General features: G+C 56.8%; 22 protein-coding genes and 1 pseudogene. 9 read left to right on the top strand and 14 right to left on the bottom strand.

Annotated features, from left to right (window positions below; translation table 11 throughout):
* Window positions 1-120 precede the first annotated feature (120 nt).
* Window positions 121-516: pseudogene (locus ACJ8IL_RS22965) on the top strand (hypothetical protein); the annotation flags it as partial.
* A 73-nt stretch (window positions 517-589) separates the two neighbouring features.
* Here ACJ8IL_RS22965 and ACJ8IL_RS22960 read toward each other — a convergent pair.
* Together ACJ8IL_RS22960 and ACJ8IL_RS22955 are read right to left on the bottom strand one after the other, a co-directional pair.
* Window positions 590-811, bottom strand: a complete 222-nt coding sequence (locus ACJ8IL_RS22960; protein WP_072070360.1) for a hypothetical protein — start codon at window positions 809-811, stop codon at window positions 590-592.
* A 134-nt stretch (window positions 812-945) separates the two neighbouring features.
* A complete protein-coding gene (locus ACJ8IL_RS22955; protein WP_197811067.1) occupies window positions 946-1,392 on the bottom strand; it encodes a tautomerase family protein in 447 nt (148 codons plus the stop codon).
* A 166-nt stretch (window positions 1,393-1,558) separates the two neighbouring features.
* Here ACJ8IL_RS22955 and ACJ8IL_RS22950 point away from each other — a divergent pair, with 166 nt between their 5' ends.
* Entirely contained in the window at window positions 1,559-2,053 is a 495-nt protein-coding gene (locus tag ACJ8IL_RS22950) for a winged helix-turn-helix transcriptional regulator (protein ID WP_197811068.1), read from the top strand.
* A 7-nt stretch (window positions 2,054-2,060) separates the two neighbouring features.
* On the opposite strand, the gene ACJ8IL_RS22945 is transcribed toward ACJ8IL_RS22950, so the two are convergent.
* Window positions 2,061-2,741: a helix-turn-helix domain-containing protein gene (locus tag ACJ8IL_RS22945; protein ID WP_238476097.1), complete on the bottom strand. Its 681-nt coding sequence runs from the start codon at window positions 2,739-2,741 to the stop codon at window positions 2,061-2,063.
* A 375-nt stretch (window positions 2,742-3,116) separates the two neighbouring features.
* Between ACJ8IL_RS22945 and ACJ8IL_RS22940 the strand changes: the two genes are divergently transcribed.
* The 6 genes from ACJ8IL_RS22940 to ACJ8IL_RS22915 are packed head-to-tail and all read left to right on the top strand — an operon-like array spanning window position 3,117 to window position 10,056.
* Window positions 3,117-3,650 (top strand): fimbrial protein, encoded by a 534-nt coding sequence (locus ACJ8IL_RS22940; protein WP_049209198.1) that lies wholly within the window; start codon window positions 3,117-3,119, stop codon window positions 3,648-3,650.
* A 59-nt stretch (window positions 3,651-3,709) separates the two neighbouring features.
* Window positions 3,710-4,462, top strand: coding sequence for a fimbrial biogenesis chaperone (locus tag ACJ8IL_RS22935; protein ID WP_230490452.1), 753 nt, complete (start codon window positions 3,710-3,712; stop codon window positions 4,460-4,462).
* 20 nt (window positions 4,463-4,482) lie between these two features.
* Window positions 4,483-7,017 (top strand): fimbria/pilus outer membrane usher protein, encoded by a 2,535-nt coding sequence (locus tag ACJ8IL_RS22930; RefSeq protein WP_442516870.1) that lies wholly within the window; start codon window positions 4,483-4,485, stop codon window positions 7,015-7,017.
* A 28-nt stretch (window positions 7,018-7,045) separates the two neighbouring features.
* Entirely contained in the window at window positions 7,046-8,386 is a 1,341-nt protein-coding gene (locus ACJ8IL_RS22925; RefSeq protein WP_197811070.1) for a fimbrial protein, read from the top strand.
* Window positions 8,386-9,138 carry a fimbrial biogenesis chaperone gene (locus tag ACJ8IL_RS22920; protein WP_414104695.1) on the top strand — a complete coding sequence of 251 codons (753 nt, stop codon included), beginning with the start codon at window positions 8,386-8,388 and terminating at the stop codon, window positions 9,136-9,138. Before ACJ8IL_RS22925 ends, ACJ8IL_RS22920 begins: the two co-directional genes overlap by 1 nt.
* Window positions 9,139-9,183: 45 nt before the next feature.
* On the top strand, window positions 9,184-10,056 hold the full coding sequence (locus tag ACJ8IL_RS22915; RefSeq protein ID WP_442516869.1) for a hypothetical protein: 873 nt from the start codon (window positions 9,184-9,186) through the stop codon (window positions 10,054-10,056).
* Window positions 10,057-10,196: 140 nt separating this feature from the next.
* Here ACJ8IL_RS22915 and hutU read toward each other — a convergent pair whose 3' ends face one another.
* From hutU to ACJ8IL_RS22880, 7 genes are all read right to left on the bottom strand, one after another.
* The gene (gene hutU, locus ACJ8IL_RS22910; protein WP_147823380.1) at window positions 10,197-11,891 is read right to left on the bottom strand and encodes a urocanate hydratase; all 1,695 of its coding nucleotides are present in this window, start codon (window positions 11,889-11,891) and stop codon (window positions 10,197-10,199) included.
* A 79-nt stretch (window positions 11,892-11,970) separates the two neighbouring features.
* Window positions 11,971-13,383 carry a UbiD family decarboxylase gene (locus ACJ8IL_RS22905; RefSeq protein ID WP_147823379.1) on the bottom strand — a complete coding sequence of 471 codons (1,413 nt, stop codon included), beginning with the start codon at window positions 13,381-13,383 and terminating at the stop codon, window positions 11,971-11,973.
* 12 nt (window positions 13,384-13,395) lie between these two features.
* Entirely contained in the window at window positions 13,396-14,628 is a 1,233-nt protein-coding gene (locus ACJ8IL_RS22900) for an MFS transporter (protein ID WP_049204159.1), read from the bottom strand.
* 17 nt (window positions 14,629-14,645) lie between these two features.
* Complete coding sequence (locus tag ACJ8IL_RS22895) at window positions 14,646-15,866, bottom strand: hypothetical protein (RefSeq protein ID WP_060432891.1); 1,221 nt, start codon at window positions 15,864-15,866, stop codon at window positions 14,646-14,648.
* Complete coding sequence (gene trpD, locus ACJ8IL_RS22890) at window positions 15,826-16,914, bottom strand: anthranilate phosphoribosyltransferase (protein WP_049209208.1); 1,089 nt, start codon at window positions 16,912-16,914, stop codon at window positions 15,826-15,828. Before trpD ends, ACJ8IL_RS22895 begins: the two co-directional genes overlap by 41 nt.
* On the bottom strand, window positions 16,911-17,525 hold the full coding sequence (locus ACJ8IL_RS22885; RefSeq protein ID WP_049209209.1) for a cysteine hydrolase family protein: 615 nt from the start codon (window positions 17,523-17,525) through the stop codon (window positions 16,911-16,913). Before ACJ8IL_RS22885 ends, trpD begins: the two co-directional genes overlap by 4 nt.
* 45 nt (window positions 17,526-17,570) lie before the next feature.
* Window positions 17,571-18,647 (bottom strand): LLM class flavin-dependent oxidoreductase, encoded by a 1,077-nt coding sequence (locus tag ACJ8IL_RS22880; RefSeq protein WP_197835515.1) that lies wholly within the window; start codon window positions 18,645-18,647, stop codon window positions 17,571-17,573.
* A 622-nt stretch (window positions 18,648-19,269) separates the two neighbouring features.
* Between ACJ8IL_RS22880 and ACJ8IL_RS22875 the strand changes: the two genes are divergently transcribed.
* Window positions 19,270-19,686, top strand: coding sequence for a hypothetical protein (locus ACJ8IL_RS22875; protein ID WP_060432890.1), 417 nt, complete (start codon window positions 19,270-19,272; stop codon window positions 19,684-19,686).
* Window positions 19,687-19,729: 43 nt separating this feature from the next.
* On the opposite strand, the gene ACJ8IL_RS22870 is transcribed toward ACJ8IL_RS22875, so the two are convergent.
* The 4 genes from ACJ8IL_RS22870 to ACJ8IL_RS22855 all read right to left on the bottom strand — a co-directional run bounded on the left by ACJ8IL_RS22870 (window position 19,730) and on the right by ACJ8IL_RS22855 (window position 22,616).
* Window positions 19,730-20,323, bottom strand: coding sequence for an ATP-dependent Clp protease proteolytic subunit (locus ACJ8IL_RS22870; protein WP_060432889.1), 594 nt, complete (start codon window positions 20,321-20,323; stop codon window positions 19,730-19,732).
* Window positions 20,324-20,368: 45 nt separating this feature from the next.
* Window positions 20,369-20,698 carry an SRPBCC family protein gene (locus tag ACJ8IL_RS22865; RefSeq protein ID WP_025302474.1) on the bottom strand — a complete coding sequence of 110 codons (330 nt, stop codon included), beginning with the start codon at window positions 20,696-20,698 and terminating at the stop codon, window positions 20,369-20,371.
* Window positions 20,695-21,009, bottom strand: a complete 315-nt coding sequence (locus ACJ8IL_RS22860; RefSeq protein ID WP_049295409.1) for an ArsR/SmtB family transcription factor — start codon at window positions 21,007-21,009, stop codon at window positions 20,695-20,697. Before ACJ8IL_RS22860 ends, ACJ8IL_RS22865 begins: the two co-directional genes overlap by 4 nt.
* A gap of 104 nt (window positions 21,010-21,113) precedes the next feature.
* Window positions 21,114-22,616: an amino acid permease gene (locus tag ACJ8IL_RS22855; protein ID WP_049204167.1), complete on the bottom strand. Its 1,503-nt coding sequence runs from the start codon at window positions 22,614-22,616 to the stop codon at window positions 21,114-21,116.
* Window positions 22,617-22,664: the final 48 nt, after the last annotated feature.

Below are 22,664 nucleotides of genomic sequence, written 5' to 3'. Positions count from 1 at the left end.
TCATCACTGGATTACCAGACACCAGCTGAATTCGCAACGGACTGGCGAAACAGGAAATATGAAGAAAAACCAACCGACATTACTAACTGAAGGTTGTATCTAATCCTGGGGGCAGGTCAGAACAGCCAGGTTGCATGCCCCTATGCGTTTTCAGATTTCAGAGATTTCTCCTCCTGGACCAGTGCCAAGGAGTTCACCCGCATGGCTTTCAATCTGGAAAAATTCTATGTGGATTTTACCTGGGATGAATTGGTTCAAACACTTCGCTGTGTGTCTGATGCCAAAAGTAAGGAATCCGAACAAAATTTCGCTCTTGCACTGCTTGAGAAAAATTTTGATGGCAATCCATCAGACCTCATTTTTTGGCCGGATGAATGGTTCCAGGATCCTGATATGTTCCATGTTGACCTGACAACCGAAGAGATTGCCGGCTATTTAATGGCCCGCTCTGGCAGGCATTTAGCTGATGCGCCTGAAATAGAGTTAAAGTATCCCATACCCATGATTAATCCTTAATCACCGCGCCCTCCACTTCTTTTCAATTTGAACGCTGAATGTGGAGTCCGTATATCACCCACAGCGGCCTCAGCTAAAGGCTTTCCATATAGTTGAATGCGTTCATCAGCTCTTCTTCAGTTAACGGTGATTCCAGATTTGAGCCTGACTCTTTCTCAACTTTTATCAGAAGCTCACTGCGAGTCATTCCCAATCGGTTCGCCACATGGTTAGCACAACTGCGCGCGTGAGACGCTCTGTGTGCCAGCGACATTGCTGTATTCAACACTTTTTTCCTCGCTGATGAATGAGACATGGCTTCTCCCTGCAAGCGACATTTTTATCCATTCTAACACTTCCGAAAAACAGCCTCTTGGAGGCTGCCTTTCAATTTTTTTCGGCAGATACAGTACGCATTATTTCATAGTCCACAAGCATTACCGGTGCTCATTATGTCCATTTCTCGCGGTTATCCCACTCCCACACCGAAGGCCGGTTCTCGCTGCACCACTTCTCGCCTGCCGCCGTCCCCGGCGCCGGCGGTTTTAATCCGTCAATCGTCCACAGCGAGAACGGCGTTTCGTCGACGTGCAGTTCCCAGCGCAACCCGCGGGCGGCGATGTAGGGATGCAGGATGCGGGTGCAGGCCGCCAGGAATTGCTGCTGCTCTGCGTCGTTGTCCATGGCGCGCGCGATGTGGTCGATGGTCACCCGCACGAAATCATCGACCGGTTCGCCGCCGAGATAGGCCGAACCTGGCGGCAGCGCGTGGAAGAACACGTTGACGTAGAAGCGCGGCAAAAAATTCTGGTACAGGGCGGTGACCTTCTGCGCAATCGCGCGTTTATCGGCGGCGCTGAAGGCCGGCTCAGGGTGGTAAATCTGCCACAGTGGCATAACGTTTTCTCCTCGGTGAAGGCGCGGGTTTCGGGCCGGCGTTCAGGCCATCAGCCGCTGTTAATGACAAACTCCAATAATAAGAGTAATAACTCCAATTATTGAAGTTATCAAGCCGAGGCGATAAAATTATCCGCATTCGGGCGTCAAACGGAGGTAAGGCAACGTGAAAGCAAAAGGGTTTGAAGGCATGACGTGCTCGGTGGCGCACGTGCTGTCGGCATTGGGCGATCGCTGGGGTGCGATCCTCATGCGCGATCTGCTGCTGGGGCTCTCGCGCTATGACGATTTGCGCCAGTCGACCGGTATCACCAACAATACGCTGACCGATCGGCTCAAGGCCCTGGAAAGCCATGGCCTTATCGAAAAGCGGCAATACCAGACGCGCCCCGATCGTTACGAGTATCTGCCGACGGAGAAGGGAAAAGATCTCGGGCTGCTGGTGATGGCGATGATTCAGATTGGCGATAAATGGAATCTGTCCGAGCTGGCCGGGCCGCCGCTGCGCGTGGTTGACCGCGTGACCGGCCACCCCGCCACCCTGCGCGTAGTGGATGGCGTGACCGGCGAATCGTTGCCGCCGCAAAACCTGGCGCTGGCGGCCGGGCCCGGCGCCGATGAGAGCACGCGATGGCGGCTGGCCGTCGGCAAAACCCGCTAACGGTGCGCTACAACAGCGCTATCATCTTCAGTAGTTCGACCCGATTGCGGATGCCGAACTTTTTGCCGGCATTGTTGAGGTGCGAATAAACGGTTTTCGGGTGCAGGTTAAGCCGCCGAGCGGTCAGGCGGATATCTTCGGTGCGGGCGGTTTCACACAGCACCGCCGCTTCGCCAGGCGTGATCGCCGCCGCCCGCTGCCGGTTCACCACGTGCCGTTCGCTCGTCTCCTGGTGGGCCAGCGTTGCGCAGGTCTCTCGCACCACCTGTAGCGCTTCCCGTTTGTGCAAAATCGCATCCGGCTGCGCCGCCGCGATAAATGCCAGGATCAGCGGCGAAGTCTTATCGACGAAGAACAATATCCGGACATTTTTATATTCAGCGCGGCAAAGGTGAATAAACGTCAAATAGGCTTCGAACCGATAAATTTCATGGGGAAAATCCATGATAATTAAACCAGGCGCCGGGCTTATATTTTTAATAATATTAATATTGGGAGAGGATAAGGTTATCACCCCACCGCCTAATAATGTTTTCATGCCCAACCGGCACAGCGGTGAACCGTCGATATAAATCACTCTCACTTTAATTCTCCTTATCAGCATGGACGCATGCTTCCACACCTCAGGCGGCTTGTCGCTGCTCTTTTTTGGGGTAATTCGCCTGCAAAGCACACCGATATAAAACATCTTGATAACATGTCTTTCAAATAATCAGGCAACCGTCAGCACGTTGATTAATACGCAAAAAAGGCATGAATGTTTCAAATTATTTCAATCACAAAAACTGGTAATCCAATAAAATCGCAACGCAATGATATAGATCTATTTTCTATTTTGTATGATATAAGCGAAAATGAAAAAAAATGTAACAGCAGGCTTTCTCGTCTTATTGCCTTATTCAAAACACCTATAGGGAAAATTCTTAGTTTGTTAGGATGAAAATCCATGCTTGCCGAGGCGTTTAAAAAACAATTGCGCAACATGATTAACCCACAACCGCACGTCAGTAATTTATTACTGTCAGGAAAGCTTTTCTCTAAAATAAATTAAAGGGCATTTCACATGAATGTTAAATTAGTCGCATTATCCATGCTGGCTCTCTCCGGCACCTGTGCGGCCGCTTCGTCCAATACGGTGCAATTTAAAGGCGAAGTCAGCACGCAAACCTGCTCGGTAAATATTAACGGCAACCAATCCAACCCGGTCGTTCTGCTGCCGACCGTCGCCGCCAGCAAGCTCGCCGCCAAAGGCGCCACCGCCGGCGACACCACGTTTACCGTCAACGTGACCGGCTGTGCGGCCGCAACCAGCGATACGGCGATCAAAACCGTGCTGGCGGGCAATAATCCGACCACAAACGGCAACCTGGGCAACGCGGGCGATGCGGCCAAAGTGTCCATTCAACTGCTGGACAGCGACGCCACCACGCCGCTGTCGTTCGCCAGCGGTTCGACCGTCACTACCTCTGCGATGACGCTGGCGAAAGACGCCACCTCCACCTCGCAGAACCTGGTGGCCCGCTACTACGCGGAAGACACCGGCGTGGCGGCCGGTTCGGTGATCGCCACCGCACAGTTCGCCATTAGCTACAAATAAGCCGGCGTCAGGCGCCATACCTGTTGATGCCAGCGCCGTTCCTTAGCGAACGGCGCTGTATGACTCGCTCCCTTTATCGGTTCACGTTTATGCCGCAGATAACCCGCTCCGCCCGCCGATGGGCCGCCCTGTCGCTTTGCCTGATAAGTTTTGCCGCTACCCACGCGTCGGCCAGCGTGACGCTGCTCGGCAACCGCGTGATCTACCCCGCCGAGGCACGGGAAAAAACGTTGCAGTTCACCAACGACGACGGCACCCCGGCGCTGATGCAAATCTGGCTCGACATCAATAACCCCAAATCCACGCCGGAAAACGCCGATGCGCCCTTTGTCGCCTCGCCGCAAATCTTCCGCATGAATCCGCACAGCGGGCAGATGGTGCGGCTGTCGTTCGTCGGCCAGCCGCTGCCGCGCGATCGCGAATCGCTGTTCTACCTCAACTTCCTGCAGGTGCCCGCGGTGCGCCAGACGGACAGCGACAAAAACAAACTGCTGCTGGTGGTCACCAATCGGCTGAAGGTGTTCTATCGCCCCGCCGGGCTGGCCGGTGACGCCAACCACGTTATCGATCGGCTCAGCCTGCGCCAGGCCGGCAACGCGCTGCACGTCGACAACCCGACCGGCTACTACGCCAACGTCAGCCAGGCCGCGATCCTCAGCGGCGCGAAACGCACCGTGATCCCGCAGGCGGATCTGATCCCGCCGTTTTCGCAGGCCAGCTGGCCGGTGAACGGGGAGGTGCGGCAGGTCGCACTGCGCGTCATCAATGACTATGGGGTGGAAATCACACGCACCCTGAGCGTCGCGCGCTGACACCAGACAGGGAGGTTTTCATGTTCGATGCTCGCAAAGCGACGCCGCTGCCCGCACGCTGGTGTTGCGCGCTGCTGGCGCTGCCGCTGGGCTGCGCCGCCGCCGACGGCTATACCTTCGATCCCACGCTGCTGCGCGGCAGCGTGCTGAGCAACAGCGCCCTGAGCCAGTTCAACCAACAGGACGCCGTCGCCCCCGGCAGCTATCAGATCGATCTGTATCTCAACGGCCAGTTTCTCGAGCGCGATCAAATTCGCTTCGTGCGCGAAGGCAAGCAGGTGTTGCCCTGTTTCGATCGGCCGCAGCTGACGCGCTTCGGGCTGAAAAATCCGCCGGCGGCCGCCGAAGCAGAATGCCTGCTGCCTGGGCGGGATCTGAAGGACATCGCGGTGAGCGCGGACATTTCGCGGCTGCGGCTGGATCTCAGCATTCCGCAGGCGCTGTTGAACGGCCAGCCGCGCGGCAGCGTCAATCCCGCCAGCCTGGACAGCGGCGAATCGATGGCCTTCGTCAATTACAACCTCAACCAGTACCACGTCAGCTACCGACAGGGGCAAACCCGCGATCTCGACTCGACCTACGCCAACCTGAACGGCGGGTTCAACCTCGGGCTATGGCGCTACCGCCAGCAGTCCAGCTACCGCTACGATCGGGAGTTCGGCGGCCACCTGGACACCAGCCGCCGCTACGTGCAGCGCGCGATCTTGCCCTGGCGCAGCGAAATGCTGTTGGGCGAAGGGTTTACCGACGGGCACTTCTTCTCCGGCCTGGGCTTTCGCGGCATTCAGCTCAGTTCGGACGACCGCATGCTGCCGGATTCACAGCGCGGCTATGCGCCGGTGGTGCGCGGCGTGGCAAAAAGCAATGCGCGCGTGACGGTGCTGCAGGGCAAAAGCACGCTGTATGAAACCACCGTCGCGCCGGGGCCGTTCGCCATCAACGATCTGTACGCCACCAACTACGCCGGCGATCTCACCGTGGTGGTGACGGAAGCCGACGGCAGCGTCAGCACCTTCACCGTGCCGTTCGCCGCGGTGCCGGAATCCATCCGCCCCGGCCAGTCGCGCTACTCCGCGATCGTCGGCCGTTCCCGCTACGTCGGCGACAACGATCTGTTCAGCGAAGTGACCTGGCAGCACGGCCTGACCAACGCCCTGACCTTCAACCTCGGCAACCAGCTGGCGGACGGCTACCAGGCGATGATGCTGGGCGGCGTGTACAGCAGCTGGCTGGGCGCCTTCGGCATGGATACCACCTATTCCCACGCCAGCCTGCCGGACGGCGGCGCCTCCGGCTGGATGCTGCACCTCTCTTACAGCCGAACCTTCAGCCCGACGGACACCACCTTATCCATCGCCGGCTACCGCTACTCTACCGAAGGCTTTCGCGATCTCAGCGACGTGCTCGGCGTACGGCGCGCCGCCACTACCGGCCAAAACTGGCAGTCCGACTCCTACCGCCAGCGTTCGCGTTTCGAGGTCGCCGTCAATCAGGGGATGGGGGCATTCGGCAGCCTGACGATGTCCGGCTCGACCCAGGACTACCGCGATCAGCGCGGCCGCGACAATCAGCTCCAACTGGGCTGGGGAAAAACCTTCGGCAACGGCGTGGCGCTTAACCTCTCCGTCACGCGCACCCGCAGCCTGGGCGACAGCAACGGCGACTACCGCGGCTACGGGCCGCTGGACAACGTCTACAGTGCGCCGCTGGCGCAGAACACGCAGACCGTCACCGCCCTGTCGCTGAGCTTCCCGCTCGGACGTTCATCATCCGCCCCCAGCGTCTCGCTGTTGGCCAACCACAGCCAGGGTCAGGGCGGCAACTATCAGGCTGCGCTGTCGGGCAGCGTCGGCGACGAGCAGCCGGTCAGCTACGGCCTGAACTTCACCACCGACGACGATCGCCAACAAAGCATCTGGGGCGGCAACCTGCAAACCCGCCTGCCTTACGCCAACGTCACCGGCTCGTTCTCCACCGCGCGCCAGTACCGACAAGGCTCACTGTCGCTGCAGGGCGCCGTGGTGGCGCACCGCGGCGGCGTGACATTAGGGCCGTATGTCGGCGACACCTTCGCCCTGATCGAGGCGCCCGGCGCCAGCGGCGCACGGGTGATGGACGGCCAGGGTGCGCGCGTCGATCGCTTCGGCTACGCCCTGGCGCCGTCGCTGGTGCCCTATCACTACAACACCGTCGCGCTGAACCCCGAGGGCATGAACGACAAAGCGGAACTGGAAGACGGCCAGCGCCGCGTCGCCCCGTACGCCGGCGCCACGGTGCGCCTGCACTTCAACACCGTGCGCGGCCAGGCGCTGCTGATCACCGCGCAGCGGCCCGATAACGCACCGATCCCGATGGGCGCCAACGTCTTTGACGCGGCAGGCAACAGCGTGGGCATGGTCGGCCAGGCCAATCAGGTATATCTGCGCAGCGATAAGCGCGCCGGGGAACTGACACTGAACTGGGGCGACGCGCCCAGCCAGCAGTGCACGCTGCATTACCGCTTGCCCGCCGGGGAAGACAGCCCGATTCAGCGGCTCAGCGCCCCATGTCGCTAGCCCATTAAACGTATTCTCAGGAGAGACGATGAAACGTATTGCTTACCCGATCGCCGCCCTGGCGCTGCTTGCTCTGTCGCTGTTCGGCGCGCCCGCCGCGCTGGCCCAATGCACCCGAGTCGCCCCCTGGATCGATTCCGGTTGCGATCCCTGCGGGGTAGGCACGGCGCTGGGCCGGGTCAATCTGACCAGCACTTACCTGCAGCCCGTCGGTACGCCGCTCGGCACCAGCGTGTTCGATCTTACGTCCGGCACGCGCTATCCGGATCCCAACAAGGTGCTGTATGAGTGCGACGCCAGCGATGCGGGGCAGATCTATGAAGTCTTCGCTACCAACGGCGACGATCGCGTCGGCGGCTATTACGATCTGGGGACCCAGGACGGCAACCCCAACTACTACGCCACCTACTTCCCTTACGTCGGCATCCGCCTGACCCACCTGGATTCCGGCAAGGTTTTTACCCGCTACTGGCAGTCGGCGCCGATTACCCGCTACGCCACCGTCGGCAGCAAAATTCAGATCCGGGTGAAAGACTTCAGCGCCATCCGTGCCGACTTGATCCGCATCAGTTCGCTGCCGGGTGCGGGCGCCAGCAACTACTGTGGCTACAGCGCCGGCAACCCGCTAGTGGGCATGGCCTCGACCACCGGCAATTCGAACTATACCTGCACGCAGCCGAACGGCTATGTCACCTTTCAGGGGCCCGGCATCGCCTCGGATCCTATCGGCAGCGACTCCGCCACCAACTACGCCACCTGGGGCACCGGGCGCTGGAACGCGATGGGCATGGGCACCGCACCGATCTCCTCCTTGACCTATACCGCCACCTGCGTGGCGCGCAACGTCACGCCGCTGGTGATCCTGCCTACCCTCTCCGTCAGCCAGTTGACCGCCGGACAAACCTCACAGGCGCAGTTCACCATCAATATCGAATGTGACAACGCCGCCGTCTCCGGCGTCAGCAGCAACAATACCGCCCTCGGCCTGCAGGTGCCGTATGAAAGCTATGTCGCGGCGCAGCAACTCGGGCTGGTCAGTGCCAACGGCGGCGTGAGCTACCTGCTCTCCAGCGGCTACGGCACCGACAGCAGCGTCGCCACCGGCGTGGGTATCGCGCTCGCCAACGCCGGCAACGGCGCGCCGATGAACTTCGTCGGCTGGGCGCGCTGCAGCGCCGGGCAATGCCCGCAGGGCAACGACGCCGGCTGGTACCCGGTGCTCAACGGCGCCAGCGGCGGCGGCAGCACCGCGGCGGGATTCACCCACTACACCACTCAACTCACCGCCACGCTCGCCCGGCTGCCCGGGCAAACTGTCACCGCCGGCAAAGTGGACGCCAGGGCCTACGTCTGGGTTAAGGTGCAATAATGATGAGAAAGAAATATCTGACGATGGGATGCGCTCTGCTGCTGGCGCTGACGGCCATGGGCGCGCAGGCGGGCATCATCGCCTCGGCCACCCGGGTGATCTTCCGCGAGGGAGACACGGAAAAAACCCTGATGTTGCTCAACACCAACGGCTATCCGATCGTAGCGCAAACCTGGGTCGATAACGGCGATGTCAACGCCGCACCCGAACTGTCCCGTGCGCCGTTTGTCACCCTGCCCAGCGTATTCGCCCTGCCGCCTTCCGCGCTGAAAGGGCTGCGGATCCTGTTTACCGGCGCGAGCCTGCCCACCGACAGGGAGTCGGTGTTCTGGCTTAACCTGTATGAGATCCCGCCCAGCCGGCCGATCACGCCGCCGCAGGCGTCGCGCGTGACGATGGCGATGAACACGCAGATGAAAATCTTCTACCGCCCCAAAGCGCTGAAGGGTAACGCCGACAACGCGGCCGAGGCCGCTTCGTTCACGCTGCAAAAATCACCGCGTGGCTATCTGCTGCGCTGTCACAACCGGTCGGCGTTTTATCTCTCCTTCGCTCGCATCGCCGTGCAAACCGACAGGCGCGATGCCCCGGTGCGGCAAGAAAGCGACATGATGACCGCGCCATTCAGCACGCGGGATTATCACCTCGACGGCGTTGCGGCGTCGGGGCTCCCCTCTCAGATCACCGTTCAGGCCACCCTCATCAACGACCAAGGCCAACAGATCGTCAAGTCATACACAGCAAACCCATAACGATAAAAAGCAGCACATTTTTTTTAAGTACAGGAAATAGGGAAAATGAGTCTAAGCAGATTCCAGCTACAGTTTCACCTGGAGAAACAGGCCAACATCATCAGGCAGACACCGGCGTTTCACGCCGCCATCGTCAAACACGGGGAGTTATTAAAAGAGACCTACAAGAAACATCCGCTGTTTTATAAAATCATCTTCAGGAACAGCCGGTTCATCATTTGCTCCACTATCCTGTCCATTTATTACCACCAGCCCGCCGCCGGGCTGAAAGACATCAAAGCCTTTTTTAAAGGGAAGAATGTGATCAGCGAGAACTCCCTGGACTCCTTTCTGTTTTTTTTGCGGGTCGGCCGTAGACTGGAGGTCAAACCCTGCGAACATGACAAACGCCAGCTGCGCTATAAACCTACGCCGCACGCGCTGGCGGAAACCCAGGCGCTGATCGCCTCCATGGCGCGGCCCTATCAGGCGCTGGCGCCACAGATGCCCATCGCGACGCTGCTGGCGGCGCCCGACTTTCTGCCCACCTTTTTCGCCGCCTACGGGCAGCTGATGCTCAAGGAGATCTACCTGATCGATCTGGTGCCGCAATCCGGACTGTTTATCAGCAAGGACGCCGGCCACATGGTGCTGCTGATGCTGCATATCGAAAGCATCCGGCAGGACTCCCCTTTTCTGCTGCTCTCCTCGGCCAAAATCGCCAAGTCCTGCTCCGTCTCACGCGCGCACGTGAATCGCATTCTGCAGGCGGCGGAAAAATCCGGCCTGCTGACCACCACCAATAACGTGGTGATCGAACTCAACAGCTCGTTCTTTATCATGGCGGAGCGCTACTTCAGCCTCTATTTCGCGATGGTCGAATACGGGCTTGAATGGGTTTGGCAAAACTGGCAAGAAGGCCAGACAGCAAAACCGTAAGTTGACGCCAAGACTAAATCGTCACATGCCAAGAGGTGAAATACTCACAAGACAGGCAATACAGTGTAAAAATCATCCTATAGAGAAATAGCGGTTCTACCTTATAAGAACCGCTATAAAGCCTCAATATGCTCTTATTCTCAAAGCATCGGCAGTTTCAATCCAAACCTTTTCGCGGCAGCAACGGCTTGCTCATAGCCAGCATCGGCATGGCGCATCACGCCGGAACCGCAGTCGTTGACCAACACCCGAGCAAGCCGCCGGTCAGCCTCCTCACTGCCATCGCACACGATCACCATTCCCGAATGCTGCGAATATCCCATCCCCACACCGCCACCATGATGCAAACTCACCCAGGTAGCGCCGCCCGCAGTATTGAGCAATGCATTCAGCAACGGCCAATCGGAAACGGCATCGGTTCCATCCTTCATGCTTTCGGTTTCACGATTGGGGCTGGCGACGGAGCCAGTATCCAGATGATCTCGGCCGATAACAACCGGCGCGCTAAGCTCCCCTCTACGCACCATCTCGTTGAAAGCCAGGCCTGCCAGATGACGCTCGCCCAACCCCAACCAACAGATACGCGCCGGCAATCCCTGGAAAGCAATGCGCTCACGCGCCATATCCAGCCAACGATGGATATGCTGGTTTTCAGGAAACAGCGCTTTAACCTTGGCGTCCGTTTTGTAGATATCTTCCGGATCGCCAGATAACGCCACCCAGCGAAACGGCCCTTTGCCCTCGCAAAACAGGGGGCGAATATAAGCCGGTACGAAGCCAGGAAAATCGAAAGCATTTTCCACGCCCATATCGCGTGCGACCTGGCGAATATTGTTACCGTAATCAACAGCCGGCACACCCATGTCAACGAAATCAAGCATTGCCTGCACATGAATGGCGCAGCTAGCGGCTGCGGCGTCAGCCAACCTGGCATGCTGCCCCGGATCGCGTTGCGCTGCTTTCCACTGCGCCACGCTCCATCCCACCGGCAAATAACCGTGGATCAGGTCGTGCGCAGACGTCTGATCGGTAACCAGATCGGGTCGGATACCGCCTGCATGCGCGCGTTTGACCAGTTCAGGTAACACCTCTGCGGCATTGCCTAGCAGGCCTATAGAAACCGCCTGTCCGGCCGCCGTGTGCTCCTTGATCAAGGCGATAGCTTCATCCAGATCTTTTGCCTGTTTATCGAGATAGCGCGTACGCAAACGAAAATCCAGGCTACTCTGCTGACACTCTATATTCAACGAAACCGCGCCGGCCAATGTCGCTGCTAACGGTTGCGCCCCGCCCATCCCCCCCAGCCCGGCGGTGAGGATCCAGCGTCCGGTCAGATCCCCGCCATAGTGCTGGCGGCCCGCTTCGGCAAACGTTTCAAACGTACCCTGCACAATGCCCTGGCTACCGATGTAGATCCAACTACCGGCAGTCATTTGCCCGTACATGAACAATCCCTTGCGATCAAGCTCGCTGAAGTGTTCCCAATTGGCCCACTGTGGAACCAAATTAGAATTGGCGATTAACACTCGGGGAGCATCAGTATGGGTGCGGAATACTCCAACCGGCTTTCCGGATTGAACCAACAGAGTTTCGTCTTCATTGAGCTCTTTAAGTGAGGCCAAAATCTGATCGTAACATTGCCAATTGCGCGCAGCGCGACCGATACCGCCATACACAACCAGCCCTTGCGGGTTTTCGGCGACGTCGGGATCCAGATTATTTTGAATCATGCGATAGGCCGCCTCGGTCAGCCAATTTTTGCAGGTCAATTCGTTGCCCCTAGGGGCACAAATATTCCGGGTGGAATCGAAACGAGGATCGAGAGTATTCGTCATGGTTTGTCTCCTTCAACATGACAGACATCATGGTTCGCCAGCCTGGTCAGGCAGGCTACAGAAAGGCGTACCGCTCACATTAAAACGCCCGTTGAAAACGCCGCCGAGAGCTAAAAGGAACCGTACAATCAACGACGCATTTATTGACGAGCCCATTCGCATCACTCCCGCCATAAAGCGGCAATTGCGAGGGGTCAAGGGAAGTGCCGGGCAGCAAAGCGCTGACGTGAATATCGTGTTCAAGTCGGGCGCGCGTACTCATAGCCCAGAGGACATCACGCTCCGAATAAGGGTCAACATCCTCATCCACCAGTAACACATTTTTGAGTGATGGCACCTCGCCGAGCAATCTCTTAGCTGCGTCGATAACGCGCAGGTCATCACCGCAAGCGCGTTTAGCGACTTGCAATACGGTAAACAAGTGACCGCCGCCGGAAGGCAGAGCCGCGACGCGACAAAACAGCCTCTCAAGTCCCTCTGTTTTTAGTCGGGCGAGCAGCGAACACTCTTGGCCTAAACCAAGTAAAATGGATTGCTCCACACCAGGACCCGACAGCGTCTGATATATCGCCCCGGCGCGGTGACTTAACGCCTGAACCTCCAGTGTTGTGGCCATACCACATGGCGAGCGATAACCCAGATACTCAGGTAAGGTAAAACCGGCCACCTCCGCTGTCTCCGGTTCTTTTTCCGCACCCAACATCCCTTCTATAACGATCTCGGCATGGTCGATATATCGCCCCGTATTGGCGTAACATGGCGCAACCTCCACCGCATTGCTGCGCAGAGCCCCCGCAACGCCTAACTCGTCGCTACCGTAAGAAAGACAAGGCCGAGTCAATACCGAAGCCAGATAAATGGCAGGATCAAGCCCGATATTGACGGAAATAGGCAGTTGCTCTCCGCGCGCCAGATGTGTCGAAAGCATACGTTGCAAGTGACCACGAGAGTCAATCGCCACCACTACCGAATCCTCTTTGAAGGTAATTCGGTGGTAAGAACAATTCGCGGCTCCGGTTCGATTATCGCGTGCATAGATCAACCCCAACGTCACCGTCGGCCCAGGATCATCTTGCAGATAACGTAGGATCGGCAACAAAGCCAGGATTTCAGCAGGCTTACGCACGTTGTGAAAGTTGCGTTCCTCCCCGCCCAGTAATCTGGGCGCTATCGGCCTACTCGCCGCCTGCAGCAACAACTGAGCATTTGATATGTCTGCGGAATAACGTCCGAAGGGATCCAAAAACAACCTACAACGGCGACGATTGCCAAACATCCCCATCAAAACGGGAAACTCGCCCCGTGTTGGTCGTCGATAAAGCCGTAACGGTTGCTCATCGGCAAACCAGGAACCGCCAGGCTGGCGATAGGCATCGAGAAAATCTTCAATCATCTCCACCTCGGGAGAAATCGATCTCTCCACCGGGGTAATCTCATCCCCTGCTTGCCGCAACAACGCCAAGGCAGAGCGCAAGTCATTAGGCAATAGCATTTGACTCCTCCCTCATCCCATCCGGGAAGTACAGCGAGAAGCCAAGACGATCCCCAACGCAGACAGCAGCGCCGCCATGCCGGCCAACGCAATAGACAACGTGTAACTCTGATACAGGTCATACAGCCAACCGGCGGCGCTACCCCCGCCAACGGCGGCGATCCCCACGGCGATATACAATGCCCCCAGAATGGCGCCCAGATTGGCGGTGCCGAACCATGTACTGGCCACTGCCGGGTACAGCGCAATACAGCCGCCGTTGGCCGCGCCGAACAGCAGCGCGAAAATCGCCAGCGCGGTAAAGCTGTGCGCGACACTCCAAAAACCGCATAACAGGGCCAAACTCAACGTGACGATAACCAAAAAACGCCGCGCGCCCATACGGTCGCCTATCCGCCCCAAAACCAGACGGCCGCCGATATTGCCCACGCCGATCAAACCGATGAGCAGATTGGCCTGCGTTGCATTTAGCCCCTGTTGTTGTGCATAAGGATTAATATGAACCAACGCCAGGAACAGTCCGATAGAGCCGAAAAATATCGCGATAAAAAACCACCAAAACTGAGCCTGTCTCGCCGCTTCTCGCAACGTAACGCTACCGTTAAACGCGGAACCCGGTATTGATGCCACCTCTACGGGACGAAGCCCATCGGGATATTCTCCCACGTCCTCTGGCCTGCCTCGCAAGACGAAGGCGGCAGATAATCCCAGCGCAGCGATAGCGACGGCGTAAACTTGTAGGGTGCTTTGCCAGGACAAATGCTGCATCAACCCACCAGCCACCATCGGCCCCACCAGCGTTCCCAAACCGGTGCCAGCCAGCGCTAAGCCGGAAGCCGAACTTCGATGAACGACGAACCAGCGTTGAATGGTTGAAACCGCCGGCACGTAAACCAACCCGACTCCCCCGCCAACCAACAGGCAAAACGTGAACAAAAACGCCGTCAGTGTCGACGCCAGCAGGCTACTGCCCAAAAAGCCTAGGGAAAGCAGTAAAATACCGATGCCGGTTACCGTCCTTACTGAAGTACGATCGCTCCAGGCACCGGAAAATACGCCGACGACGTAGTAAATTAACGCCGTCAACGAGAATATTGAGGCGGTAGAGAAACGCCCCGCGTCAAAATTCGCCTGTAATGCAGTAAAAAATGCGCCAAATGAATAGGCCGCACCGAAAATAACCGCCAGCAAAAGATGAACGGCGCCTACCATGTACCAACCGCGGAATTTCCTTTCCTTGATCATCACAGCCTCCTTTTTATTTAATAATTGACGCCGACAACGACCGAATGCTCGCCGCTCACATCCACTTCAATAAGCGATTGCACCGAGATCCCCGTCGCCTCGAACACGCGCCTGGCTCCACCATAATTGCGTTTTTCCACCACGCATAAGATGCCTGATACATCAGCCCCTGCTTTCCGCACTGCACAAACCAACCCCACCAATGTTCCGCCAGTGCTGATGAGATCGTCCACGATATAAACGTTATCGCCGGGCTCCACGCCGTTCAAAAAGAGGCTGCCGCCGGTATATTCGCAATCGAAATCAACCTGAACCTGTCCTTCAAGACCGGATGGGTACCAGCGGGCAATGCCGTATGGCAGGCCTGAAAGCAGCGAAACGGCAGCCAATAAACCGCCTCCTTTGTCTTCTTCCCCCACCAACTTGGTACCAGGTGGAAATTGCGCCGCATAACAGACTCGCCTGGCTGCTTCACGCAAGAGTTCAGCCGGGGTTGCCGGGATCTGTTCCGTCAGAGCATTCAGCAGAAATCGCCGCCCTTGAATCTCCACCAAAGGCTGCCGATCAAAAGACGCCTTGAGGATGTCCTCTTGCCCACTCTCAGCCGGCACCTGCACGCGAAGGCGATCGGCATCGGCGACAGCGTCAAAAAAGGTTTGGAGTCGCACAGGGTCCTTACGGCGCGCGGACCGGGAGACGCCAGAACAGACATCAATGGCCGTGGGGAAGCAGTGCTGAATCAGATGGCTGACATTGCCGGTATGCAGTCCGCCCGCAACAATTACCGGCCGCACAAATGTTTTGTTTTTCAATAAAGCCCAGTCGAATGGCTTTCCAGAACCGCCGCTTATCCCCTCAACCTGCGTGTCCAATAGATATGCACTGACTTGATAACCGTTTATCCTCTCCAGCGCCAAAGTGCTGTCGAGATGGAAACTCTTAATGACCGGAACATCAAATGCCTGGCAATACTCATTCGTTTCGTCACCTTGAAGCTGAATCGCTGCCAGGCCGCAATAACATATAATGTTTTGCACCCATTCCCTGGGTTCATTGACAAACACGCCGACCACCTGAGTAAAAGGCGGCAATCGTTCAATGATCGAACGGGCTTCGTCGGGCGAAACCTGACGTGGACTTTGTGAAAAAATGAACCCCAATGCATTGGCCCCCGCGTTTAATGCCGCCAGAGCATCCTCAAGGTGCGTGATGCCGCAGACTTTCACTCTCGTTCTCATTCATCGTCTCCTTGAATCGTTTAAGAACCTGATACGCCCGCCCGTTATCCAATACTTGCCGCACGAGTTTCGCCGCCTCGCCAAAGGAGCGCGTCTTGCCGGCCAACACCAGCGCCGTCGCGGCGCTCACTATAGTCGCGTTGCGATAGGCCCCCCGCTCGCCGTTAAGCACTGCCAGGCAGATTTTCGCGTTACGCTCCGCAGCCCCCCCTCGCAACGCCCGTAATTCACAGGCAGGGACCTCAAAATCATCCGGCCGCACGGAAAACCGACCTATACAGCCATCACTTACACACAGGACCTGGGTTTCTCCCAAGCAACTGACTTCATCCAAATCTCCGGCACCATGTACGATAAAAGCCGTCACCTCGCCCAACCTCACCAGCGCCTCAGCCATGGGATACAAAAGCGAAGCATGCGCAACGCCTATCAGTTGGTGCGTCACGTTAGCAGGATGAACCAACGACCCACTCAGATTAAACAGGCTACGAACACCCAAAGCGCGCCGTACAGCAGTCAGCCGTTCAGGAAACGCATACCAAGACGAAGTAGAGAGAAACGCGAAGTTGCTCGTTGCCAACGATCGCCGCAGCCATGCTTCATCACCCTTGCGCGAAACATCAATGCCCAACGCCGACATCATGTCGCTGCTGCCGCTGACGCTGGTCACGCGACTATTGCCATGCTTGATCACTGGCACACCGGCCGCGGCCACAACCAAGGCTGCCGTGGTGGAAATATTGAAGGTCCCGCTCCGGTCTCCTCCAGTACCACCGATATTCAACGTAAGCGGCAAACCGCTTACCAATGGCCGGCAACGTGCCGCTATTGCGTCAACCGCACCGGCTATCTCGTCAGCGGACTCGCCCTTTTGTGCCATAGCGACGAGCAACGCGCCGATCTGCATATCATCCAATTGCTGTCCCAGCATGGCCTGGACCAGATCTCGGGTCTGTTCCCGGCTCAAGCTAAGCCGTTTTTCAACCAAGATTTGCAAGACGTTTCTGAATCTCTCTTCCAGCGGTTTTATCGACAGCGTTGCGCTCATGTCTCCTCCAATCCCGCCCGCAAGAGATTCATAACCTCAGTCAAACTCTGAATACGGCCAAATACATAACCGATGTTCTCAAGCGCCGCCTCATGTCGCACATGACGCGTCCCCGCGACGCACTCGCGCGGCACGATGACGCGATAATCTAATTGCATGGCGTCCTGAGCAGTTGCACGCACACAAACATCCGTGGCAACACCGGTCAGAACGACGGTATCTACTCCCATCCCGCGCAGCAAAAGATCCAGATCAGTGGCGAAGAACGCACTGTAACGGCGTTTGATTAATACCTGATCGCCAACCTGTGGGGACAAGTCTGCGATGATCTCAACGCCACGGCTTCCCTCGAGGCAATGAAGTATCTCGCCGTAGTCAAGCTCCCGGCCGAAGTCCACACGGTTGGCACGGTGACTTTCCTGGGTATAGATCACCGGGATGCCCGCGCCGCGCGCAAAGCTCAACAAAACTTGAAGCGACGCGATAATCGCCCTCCCTCCTTCGCAAGGAACAGGACCACCTTCATCCAGAAAGTCGTATTGCATGTCGATCACCAAAACGGCGAATCGACGTGTCCGATTGGGGGGCAGAGTTGTTTTTTGACGTTGCATCTTTCTCTCCATGAATGACCGCACGGTGCCGATATTCGGCCTGAGTCAGGCGAAATATTTCGTGGCGATCTCTTGCAATGCGCGATGGCTTTCGCGCACGGGTTCCAATTCATCCAAATGATCGAACCCCATGACATGCAACACACCGAATCCGCCAGACAGCGATTGCATTTCTTCTATGCGTTCACGAACCGTCTCCGGCGCTCCAAGGAGCCAGCAATGCTTGGCGCAATACTCGACGGTGACTTCACTGTCGGGGACATCCGGGTGATGTTTGAACAAACCAAGCGCCTTGTTACCGGCGATCATCGGCAAGTAATCCTCACGAAAGTAGCGTCCCATTTCGCCTTCGACAGCAAGCCGCCATGCTTGCGCATCTGTGTCGGCGATCAGAATAGGACGACTGACACGCCATGTATCCCTGGCCGGCGGAACCCTTCCATTCAATGCGGCGCCCTCTTCAACAACTTGCCAATGGGTATGGAGATACTGAGGCGTAAAACAAAAGCTGATAGGGATCCAGCCATTACGACCGGCAATCTTCAACGTCGAGGATGAAGGTGAAAGACCGGTCACGCCTACTGGCGGATGGGGTGATTGATAGGGCTTGAGGTGATAACCGGAGGTTTTATCCCACTGATCCGCCGGCCGACGCGCTGTCCAATACTTACCTTTAAATTCGAATGGCCCATCGCTATTCCAAAATCGCATCATGATCGCTATCGATTCTGCCGTCATCTCCCGATGCACACCCGACTTATGATCTATGTCGAACATGTCGAGATCCAAAGTGGTACCGCTGGCGCCAATTCCCACCATTAATCGCCCCTTAGATATATGATCCAGCCAACAAATGCGGTGAGCCAACTCGGCTGGATGATGAAACGGCAGCATAAAGGCGCCCGGCGCCAATTTTATGCGCTCAGTCTGCAAAAGGGCTTGAGCGATGAGCAAATCTGGAGAAGGGCACGGTTCAGCCGGCATCGTATAATGCTCGCCAATCCAGGCCTCATCGAAACCGATTTTGTCCAAAAACCTCAAGGTATCAAGATCGTGGTAATGCCCATCGTGCAACGAGCGATAACGCGGATGTGCCGGCATTAAAAATGCGCCAAGTTTCATGTTCGATTATCTCCTTGAAGCGTAAAATCCCGATTAGCACGTGATATACGGCAAATTGATATTCAACCCATCAATTTCATTCAAATTAAAAATGAATTAATGCTTAGATATTATTAAATCGTAAAATTAAACACCAAAAAAAGTTAACCACGAAAAGTTAAGATGATTATTGAACATTGCTTTTCCCTTAAGTATATAGTTGTATAGACAAGTCAGTGGCAACACGGAATTGCTTAATTTGTGATCAATAACAAATTCATAACAATTCGTCATGCAGAAAAAAAGACATTACTGGTTCAAAAAAAGAGGCAAAGTGAAGTGTGCAAAAGCGTGACAAAAAATGGCTAACCACACTGTTAAATAAAGAAAAAACAAACATCCCCGCGTGAATGATTGTGAGAAATATGAAACATTTTCCCCAACTTGGTTTATTAACAGAAGCAAACAACCAAATGAAATAATTAGAATGATACGTATTTTTAATTATATGGTATTCGAATGATTAAACAAAACTGCATTTGCAAATATTATGAATTATATTTTCATTTGCGCTTTACCCATTTAGTATGGGAAAGGCATTTTCACCAAACATCAATATAATAAATACCCATGGAGAAATATCTTGCAAAATAAACTCCCCATCCTCGCGGGCATAGCCACAATTATCGGCACCCTCTTCGCTGGTTATTCTGCCTTTTCATCTTCAACGGAAACACGCAGTCAGTTCGTTAATGGCAGCGCGAATACGACGATTGGTAGTAATAGCGGAAATATCACCATCACTAACACACCGGGTGAAAAGGCGCCTCAGCTAGTGCTGAAGCGGCCGATGCCTTTAATTGCTCAACCCAATATGGGTAACTTGTTGGAGCCCACCAAACATATTTGCCAGCTCATCGCCGGCACACAGGTCGCATTGACAGGTAAAAGCGCTGCAATGGACATCGGCAATGCGGAATGGAAAGAAATCTCCATCATTACCGGCGAATGTGCCGGTCAGCGTGGCTGGATCACCTCAACGGCGCTCACCTACCAATAATCGAGTGATATTGCCCCCTTCATTCCGCTATCGGAGCCGACACTCACCGCGCCCGCAATACCCGATCGATCAATCCCCAGGCCGCCGCTTCGTCGGCGGTCATAAAGCGATCGCGATCCAACACCCGCTCCACTTCCTCTTCGTTCAGGCCGCAATGTTGGGCATACAACCGGATCACCCGGTCTTTGGTGCGTTTCATTTCCTCTGCCTGGATCAGAATGTCGGACGCCTGCCCCTGAAAGCCGCCCAGCGGCTGGTGCACGTGCAGGCTGGCGTTGGGCAGAGCCATGCGGTGCCCCGGTTCGCCGGCCATCAGCAGGAATGAGCCCATCGAACGCGCGGTGCCCATGCACAGCGTATGCACCGGCGCGCGGATATACTGCATGGTGTCGTAAATCGCCAGCCCGCTGGTGATCGCCCCACCCGGCGAGTTGATGTACAGGTGGATCGGTTTTTCCGGGTTTTCCGCCTCCAGAAACAGCAACTGGGCACACAGCATTTCGGCCACGTCGTCATTGACCTCACCGTTAAGGAACACGATCCGGTCGCGCAGCAGGCGCGAATAAATATCAAAGGAACGTTCTCCCCGGCTGGTCTGCTCCACCACCATCGGGACGAGCATCATCTTCTCACGCATCGGTGAACTCCTGGGTTGGCAACAAAGAGAAATGTGTTTAACGCGTCAGGCGGCGCGCATCATCATCGTCGGGCCGTCGTTGACGGCGTCGAGCCGGTGGATCACCCGCAACAGGCTGCCGCCGCCGGCATCCGGCACGATCTGCAGGGTGACGACGCTTTCGAGAAACGGCGGCTGGTCGTCGCGCAGGCGATAGCTCACGGCTTCGCCCGGCGTGGTGGCCAACGGCTCGGCCTGCGCCAGATCCCCCGGCGGCAGCCACTGCTCGCGCAGTTCGGGAATACTGAGCGCCCGCCACACTTTTTCCGGCGGCGCCTCGAGCGCATACTCCAATACCAGCCGATCGCGCGGCGGCGGCTCAACCCGTTTATTCATTGATCCATATCCTTCAGCAAGATTTGCAGCGCGTCGATGCGCGCCGGCCAATAGGCGCGGTACTTCGCCAGCCACTGGGCGATCTGCGCCAGCCCGTCCGGGTCGACCTGGTAATTAACGCAGCGCCCCTGCTTCGCCTCACGTATCAGCCCGGCATTGCGCAGCACCGCCAGGTGTTGCGACATCGCCGACTGGCTGATGGTCAGCCCTTCGCGCAGCGCGCTGGCGTTCATGCTGCCGGCGGCAAGTTTGTCGAAGATGCCGCGGCGGGTCGGATCGGCCAACGCCTTGAAGATGTCATTTTCGTTCATACAAACACATTAGTATTCACTTATGTATTATGCAAGCGCCGGGGCAGGAATTTTTTCCGTGAAACGAGACTCCGCGCCGGAACGCGGAGCCGATAGAGGAGAGATTACAGCGGCTTATTGCAAGCGGGCGTGGTCAACGTGGGTTGCCCGGCCGGCGCCCCTTCCTGCGCTTCCAGCGCGAGGCGCGCCAGCGGCATGTCTTCGTGGTAGCGCGCCTCGGCGTTCAGGGTCTTCGAGTAGCGATTGTACTTCCACCAGGCGTAGCCCAGAAACACCACCAACCCGCCGACGTTATAGAACACGATGGTCATGATGCTGGCGCCGGTCGGGAACGTCGAGGCGAAGAAACCGACGGTGAAGATGGCGATCAGCACGCTGACGATGGCGATGCCCTGCAGCCGCGAGCCCATTTTGAAATCGCGCGCCACCCGGTCGTACTTCAGCCGCAGATTCAGGTAGGCCAGCATGATGAACAGCGGCGGCAACATCGAGGCGGCGGCGGTCATGTTAATCAGCGTGTTCATCAAATCCTGCACGCTGCTGGAACCCAACGTCGGGATCAGCATCAGCGGGATAACGATGAAGAACTGGATCCAGGCCGCGCGCGTCGGCACGCCGTGCCGGTTCAGGCGAATGGTTTTCTCGCCGAAAATGCCCTTCGGGATTTCGGTGAAGAAAATCTTCACCGGCGCCGCCGTCCACATCAACAGCGAACCGAACATGGCGGTGAAGGAAACAATGCCGACAAAGCGGTTCATCAGCACCGTCGGCAGGCCGAAGTGCGCCGACAGGCCTTCGAACACCTGTACCGTACCGCCGGTAAAGTGCAGGTCGGTGCGGTGCACGAACACGTTGATCAGCAGCGAAGACACCGAGTACAGCACGCCGATGAACAGCCCGGAAACGATGATCACCTTAACAAAAGCGCGGCTGCCGCCTTTCACATCGTTCACGTACACCGCCACGGATTCCGCCCCGCCCGCCGCCTGGAAGATCCAGGCGGTAATGCCGAGGAACGCCCAGTTGAAGTTCGGGGTCATCGCCTGCACGTTGATCGGGTCGGCCGGCTCGATGCCGCCCAACACCGCCGCGCCCGCCAAGATGATGTAGGAAAACGTCAACAGCAGCATCAGCGACGAGGTCACCGAGGTCATCGGCCCCAGCAGTTTTGCGCCGCTGTTAGAGATGTAGGTCGAGAAGGCGAACAGGAAGATGCTGATGATCGCCGTGGTCAGCGGCGTAAATACGTAGTCATAGCCTAAAAACGCGTAAGAGGCGTAGGCGATGACGCGCGGCAGCAGCGCGGTGAAAAAGAACAGGTTCACGAACCAATAGGTGTAGGCGGTGATAAACGCCCAGCGCCCGCCGAGCGCGCTTTTCACCCAGGCATAGACGCCGGCCTCGGAATTGCGGTTGAGCGAGACGAATTCGGCGATGATCAGGCAAAAGGGAATGAAGTAAATGATCGTCGCCACCAGGAACACCGGCGACGAGGCGACCCCGAGCTGAATATTGTTGTTAATCACGTTGTTGAAACTGAACACTGCCGCAAACGTCATCGACAGCAAGCCAAACTTGCCGATGGTGTTTCTGTTCGACGCAGCCATAGAGATTCTCCGAATGGTGTAGGGGACTTCGGTTTGTTGTTATTGTTC

Origin of the sequence: Serratia sp. CY47444 (assembly GCF_052168635.1) — a bacterium.
Lineage (GTDB): Bacteria > Pseudomonadota > Gammaproteobacteria > Enterobacterales > Enterobacteriaceae > Serratia > Serratia bockelmannii.
Note: the sequence above shows the minus strand (reverse complement) of the source record. Positions and strands in the feature narration are given on the sequence as shown.

Coding starts and splice junctions, on each gene's coding strand:
- ACJ8IL_RS22915 (WP_442516869.1), top strand. CDS start 9,184: ATGAGTCTAAGCAGATTCCAGCTACAGTTTCACCTGGAGAAACAGGCC.
- ACJ8IL_RS22930 (WP_442516870.1), top strand. CDS start 4,483: ATGTTCGATGCTCGCAAAGCGACGCCGCTGCCCGCACGCTGGTGTTGC.
- ACJ8IL_RS22860 (WP_049295409.1), bottom strand. CDS start 21,009: ATGAACGAAAATGACATCTTCAAGGCGTTGGCCGATCCGACCCGCCGC.
- hutU (WP_147823380.1), bottom strand. CDS start 11,891: ATGACGAATACTCTCGATCCTCGTTTCGATTCCACCCGGAATATTTGT.
- ACJ8IL_RS22960 (WP_072070360.1), bottom strand. CDS start 811: ATGTCTCATTCATCAGCGAGGAAAAAAGTGTTGAATACAGCAATGTCG.
- trpD (WP_049209208.1), bottom strand. CDS start 16,914: ATGAGCGCAACGCTGTCGATAAAACCGCTGGAAGAGAGATTCAGAAAC.
- ACJ8IL_RS22865 (WP_025302474.1), bottom strand. CDS start 20,698: ATGAATAAACGGGTTGAGCCGCCGCCGCGCGATCGGCTGGTATTGGAG.
- ACJ8IL_RS22940 (WP_049209198.1), top strand. CDS start 3,117: ATGAATGTTAAATTAGTCGCATTATCCATGCTGGCTCTCTCCGGCACC.
- ACJ8IL_RS22925 (WP_197811070.1), top strand. CDS start 7,046: ATGAAACGTATTGCTTACCCGATCGCCGCCCTGGCGCTGCTTGCTCTG.
- ACJ8IL_RS22945 (WP_238476097.1), bottom strand. CDS start 2,741: ATGTTTTATATCGGTGTGCTTTGCAGGCGAATTACCCCAAAAAAGAGC.
- ACJ8IL_RS22880 (WP_197835515.1), bottom strand. CDS start 18,647: ATGAAACTTGGCGCATTTTTAATGCCGGCACATCCGCGTTATCGCTCG.
- ACJ8IL_RS22885 (WP_049209209.1), bottom strand. CDS start 17,525: ATGCAACGTCAAAAAACAACTCTGCCCCCCAATCGGACACGTCGATTC.
- ACJ8IL_RS22955 (WP_197811067.1), bottom strand. CDS start 1,392: ATGCCACTGTGGCAGATTTACCACCCTGAGCCGGCCTTCAGCGCCGCC.
- ACJ8IL_RS22855 (WP_049204167.1), bottom strand. CDS start 22,616: ATGGCTGCGTCGAACAGAAACACCATCGGCAAGTTTGGCTTGCTGTCG.
- ACJ8IL_RS22895 (WP_060432891.1), bottom strand. CDS start 15,866: ATGAGAACGAGAGTGAAAGTCTGCGGCATCACGCACCTTGAGGATGCT.
- ACJ8IL_RS22905 (WP_147823379.1), bottom strand. CDS start 13,383: ATGCTATTGCCTAATGACTTGCGCTCTGCCTTGGCGTTGTTGCGGCAA.
- ACJ8IL_RS22900 (WP_049204159.1), bottom strand. CDS start 14,628: ATGATCAAGGAAAGGAAATTCCGCGGTTGGTACATGGTAGGCGCCGTT.
- ACJ8IL_RS22920 (WP_414104695.1), top strand. CDS start 8,386: ATGATGAGAAAGAAATATCTGACGATGGGATGCGCTCTGCTGCTGGCG.
- ACJ8IL_RS22935 (WP_230490452.1), top strand. CDS start 3,710: ATGACTCGCTCCCTTTATCGGTTCACGTTTATGCCGCAGATAACCCGC.
- ACJ8IL_RS22870 (WP_060432889.1), bottom strand. CDS start 20,323: ATGCGTGAGAAGATGATGCTCGTCCCGATGGTGGTGGAGCAGACCAGC.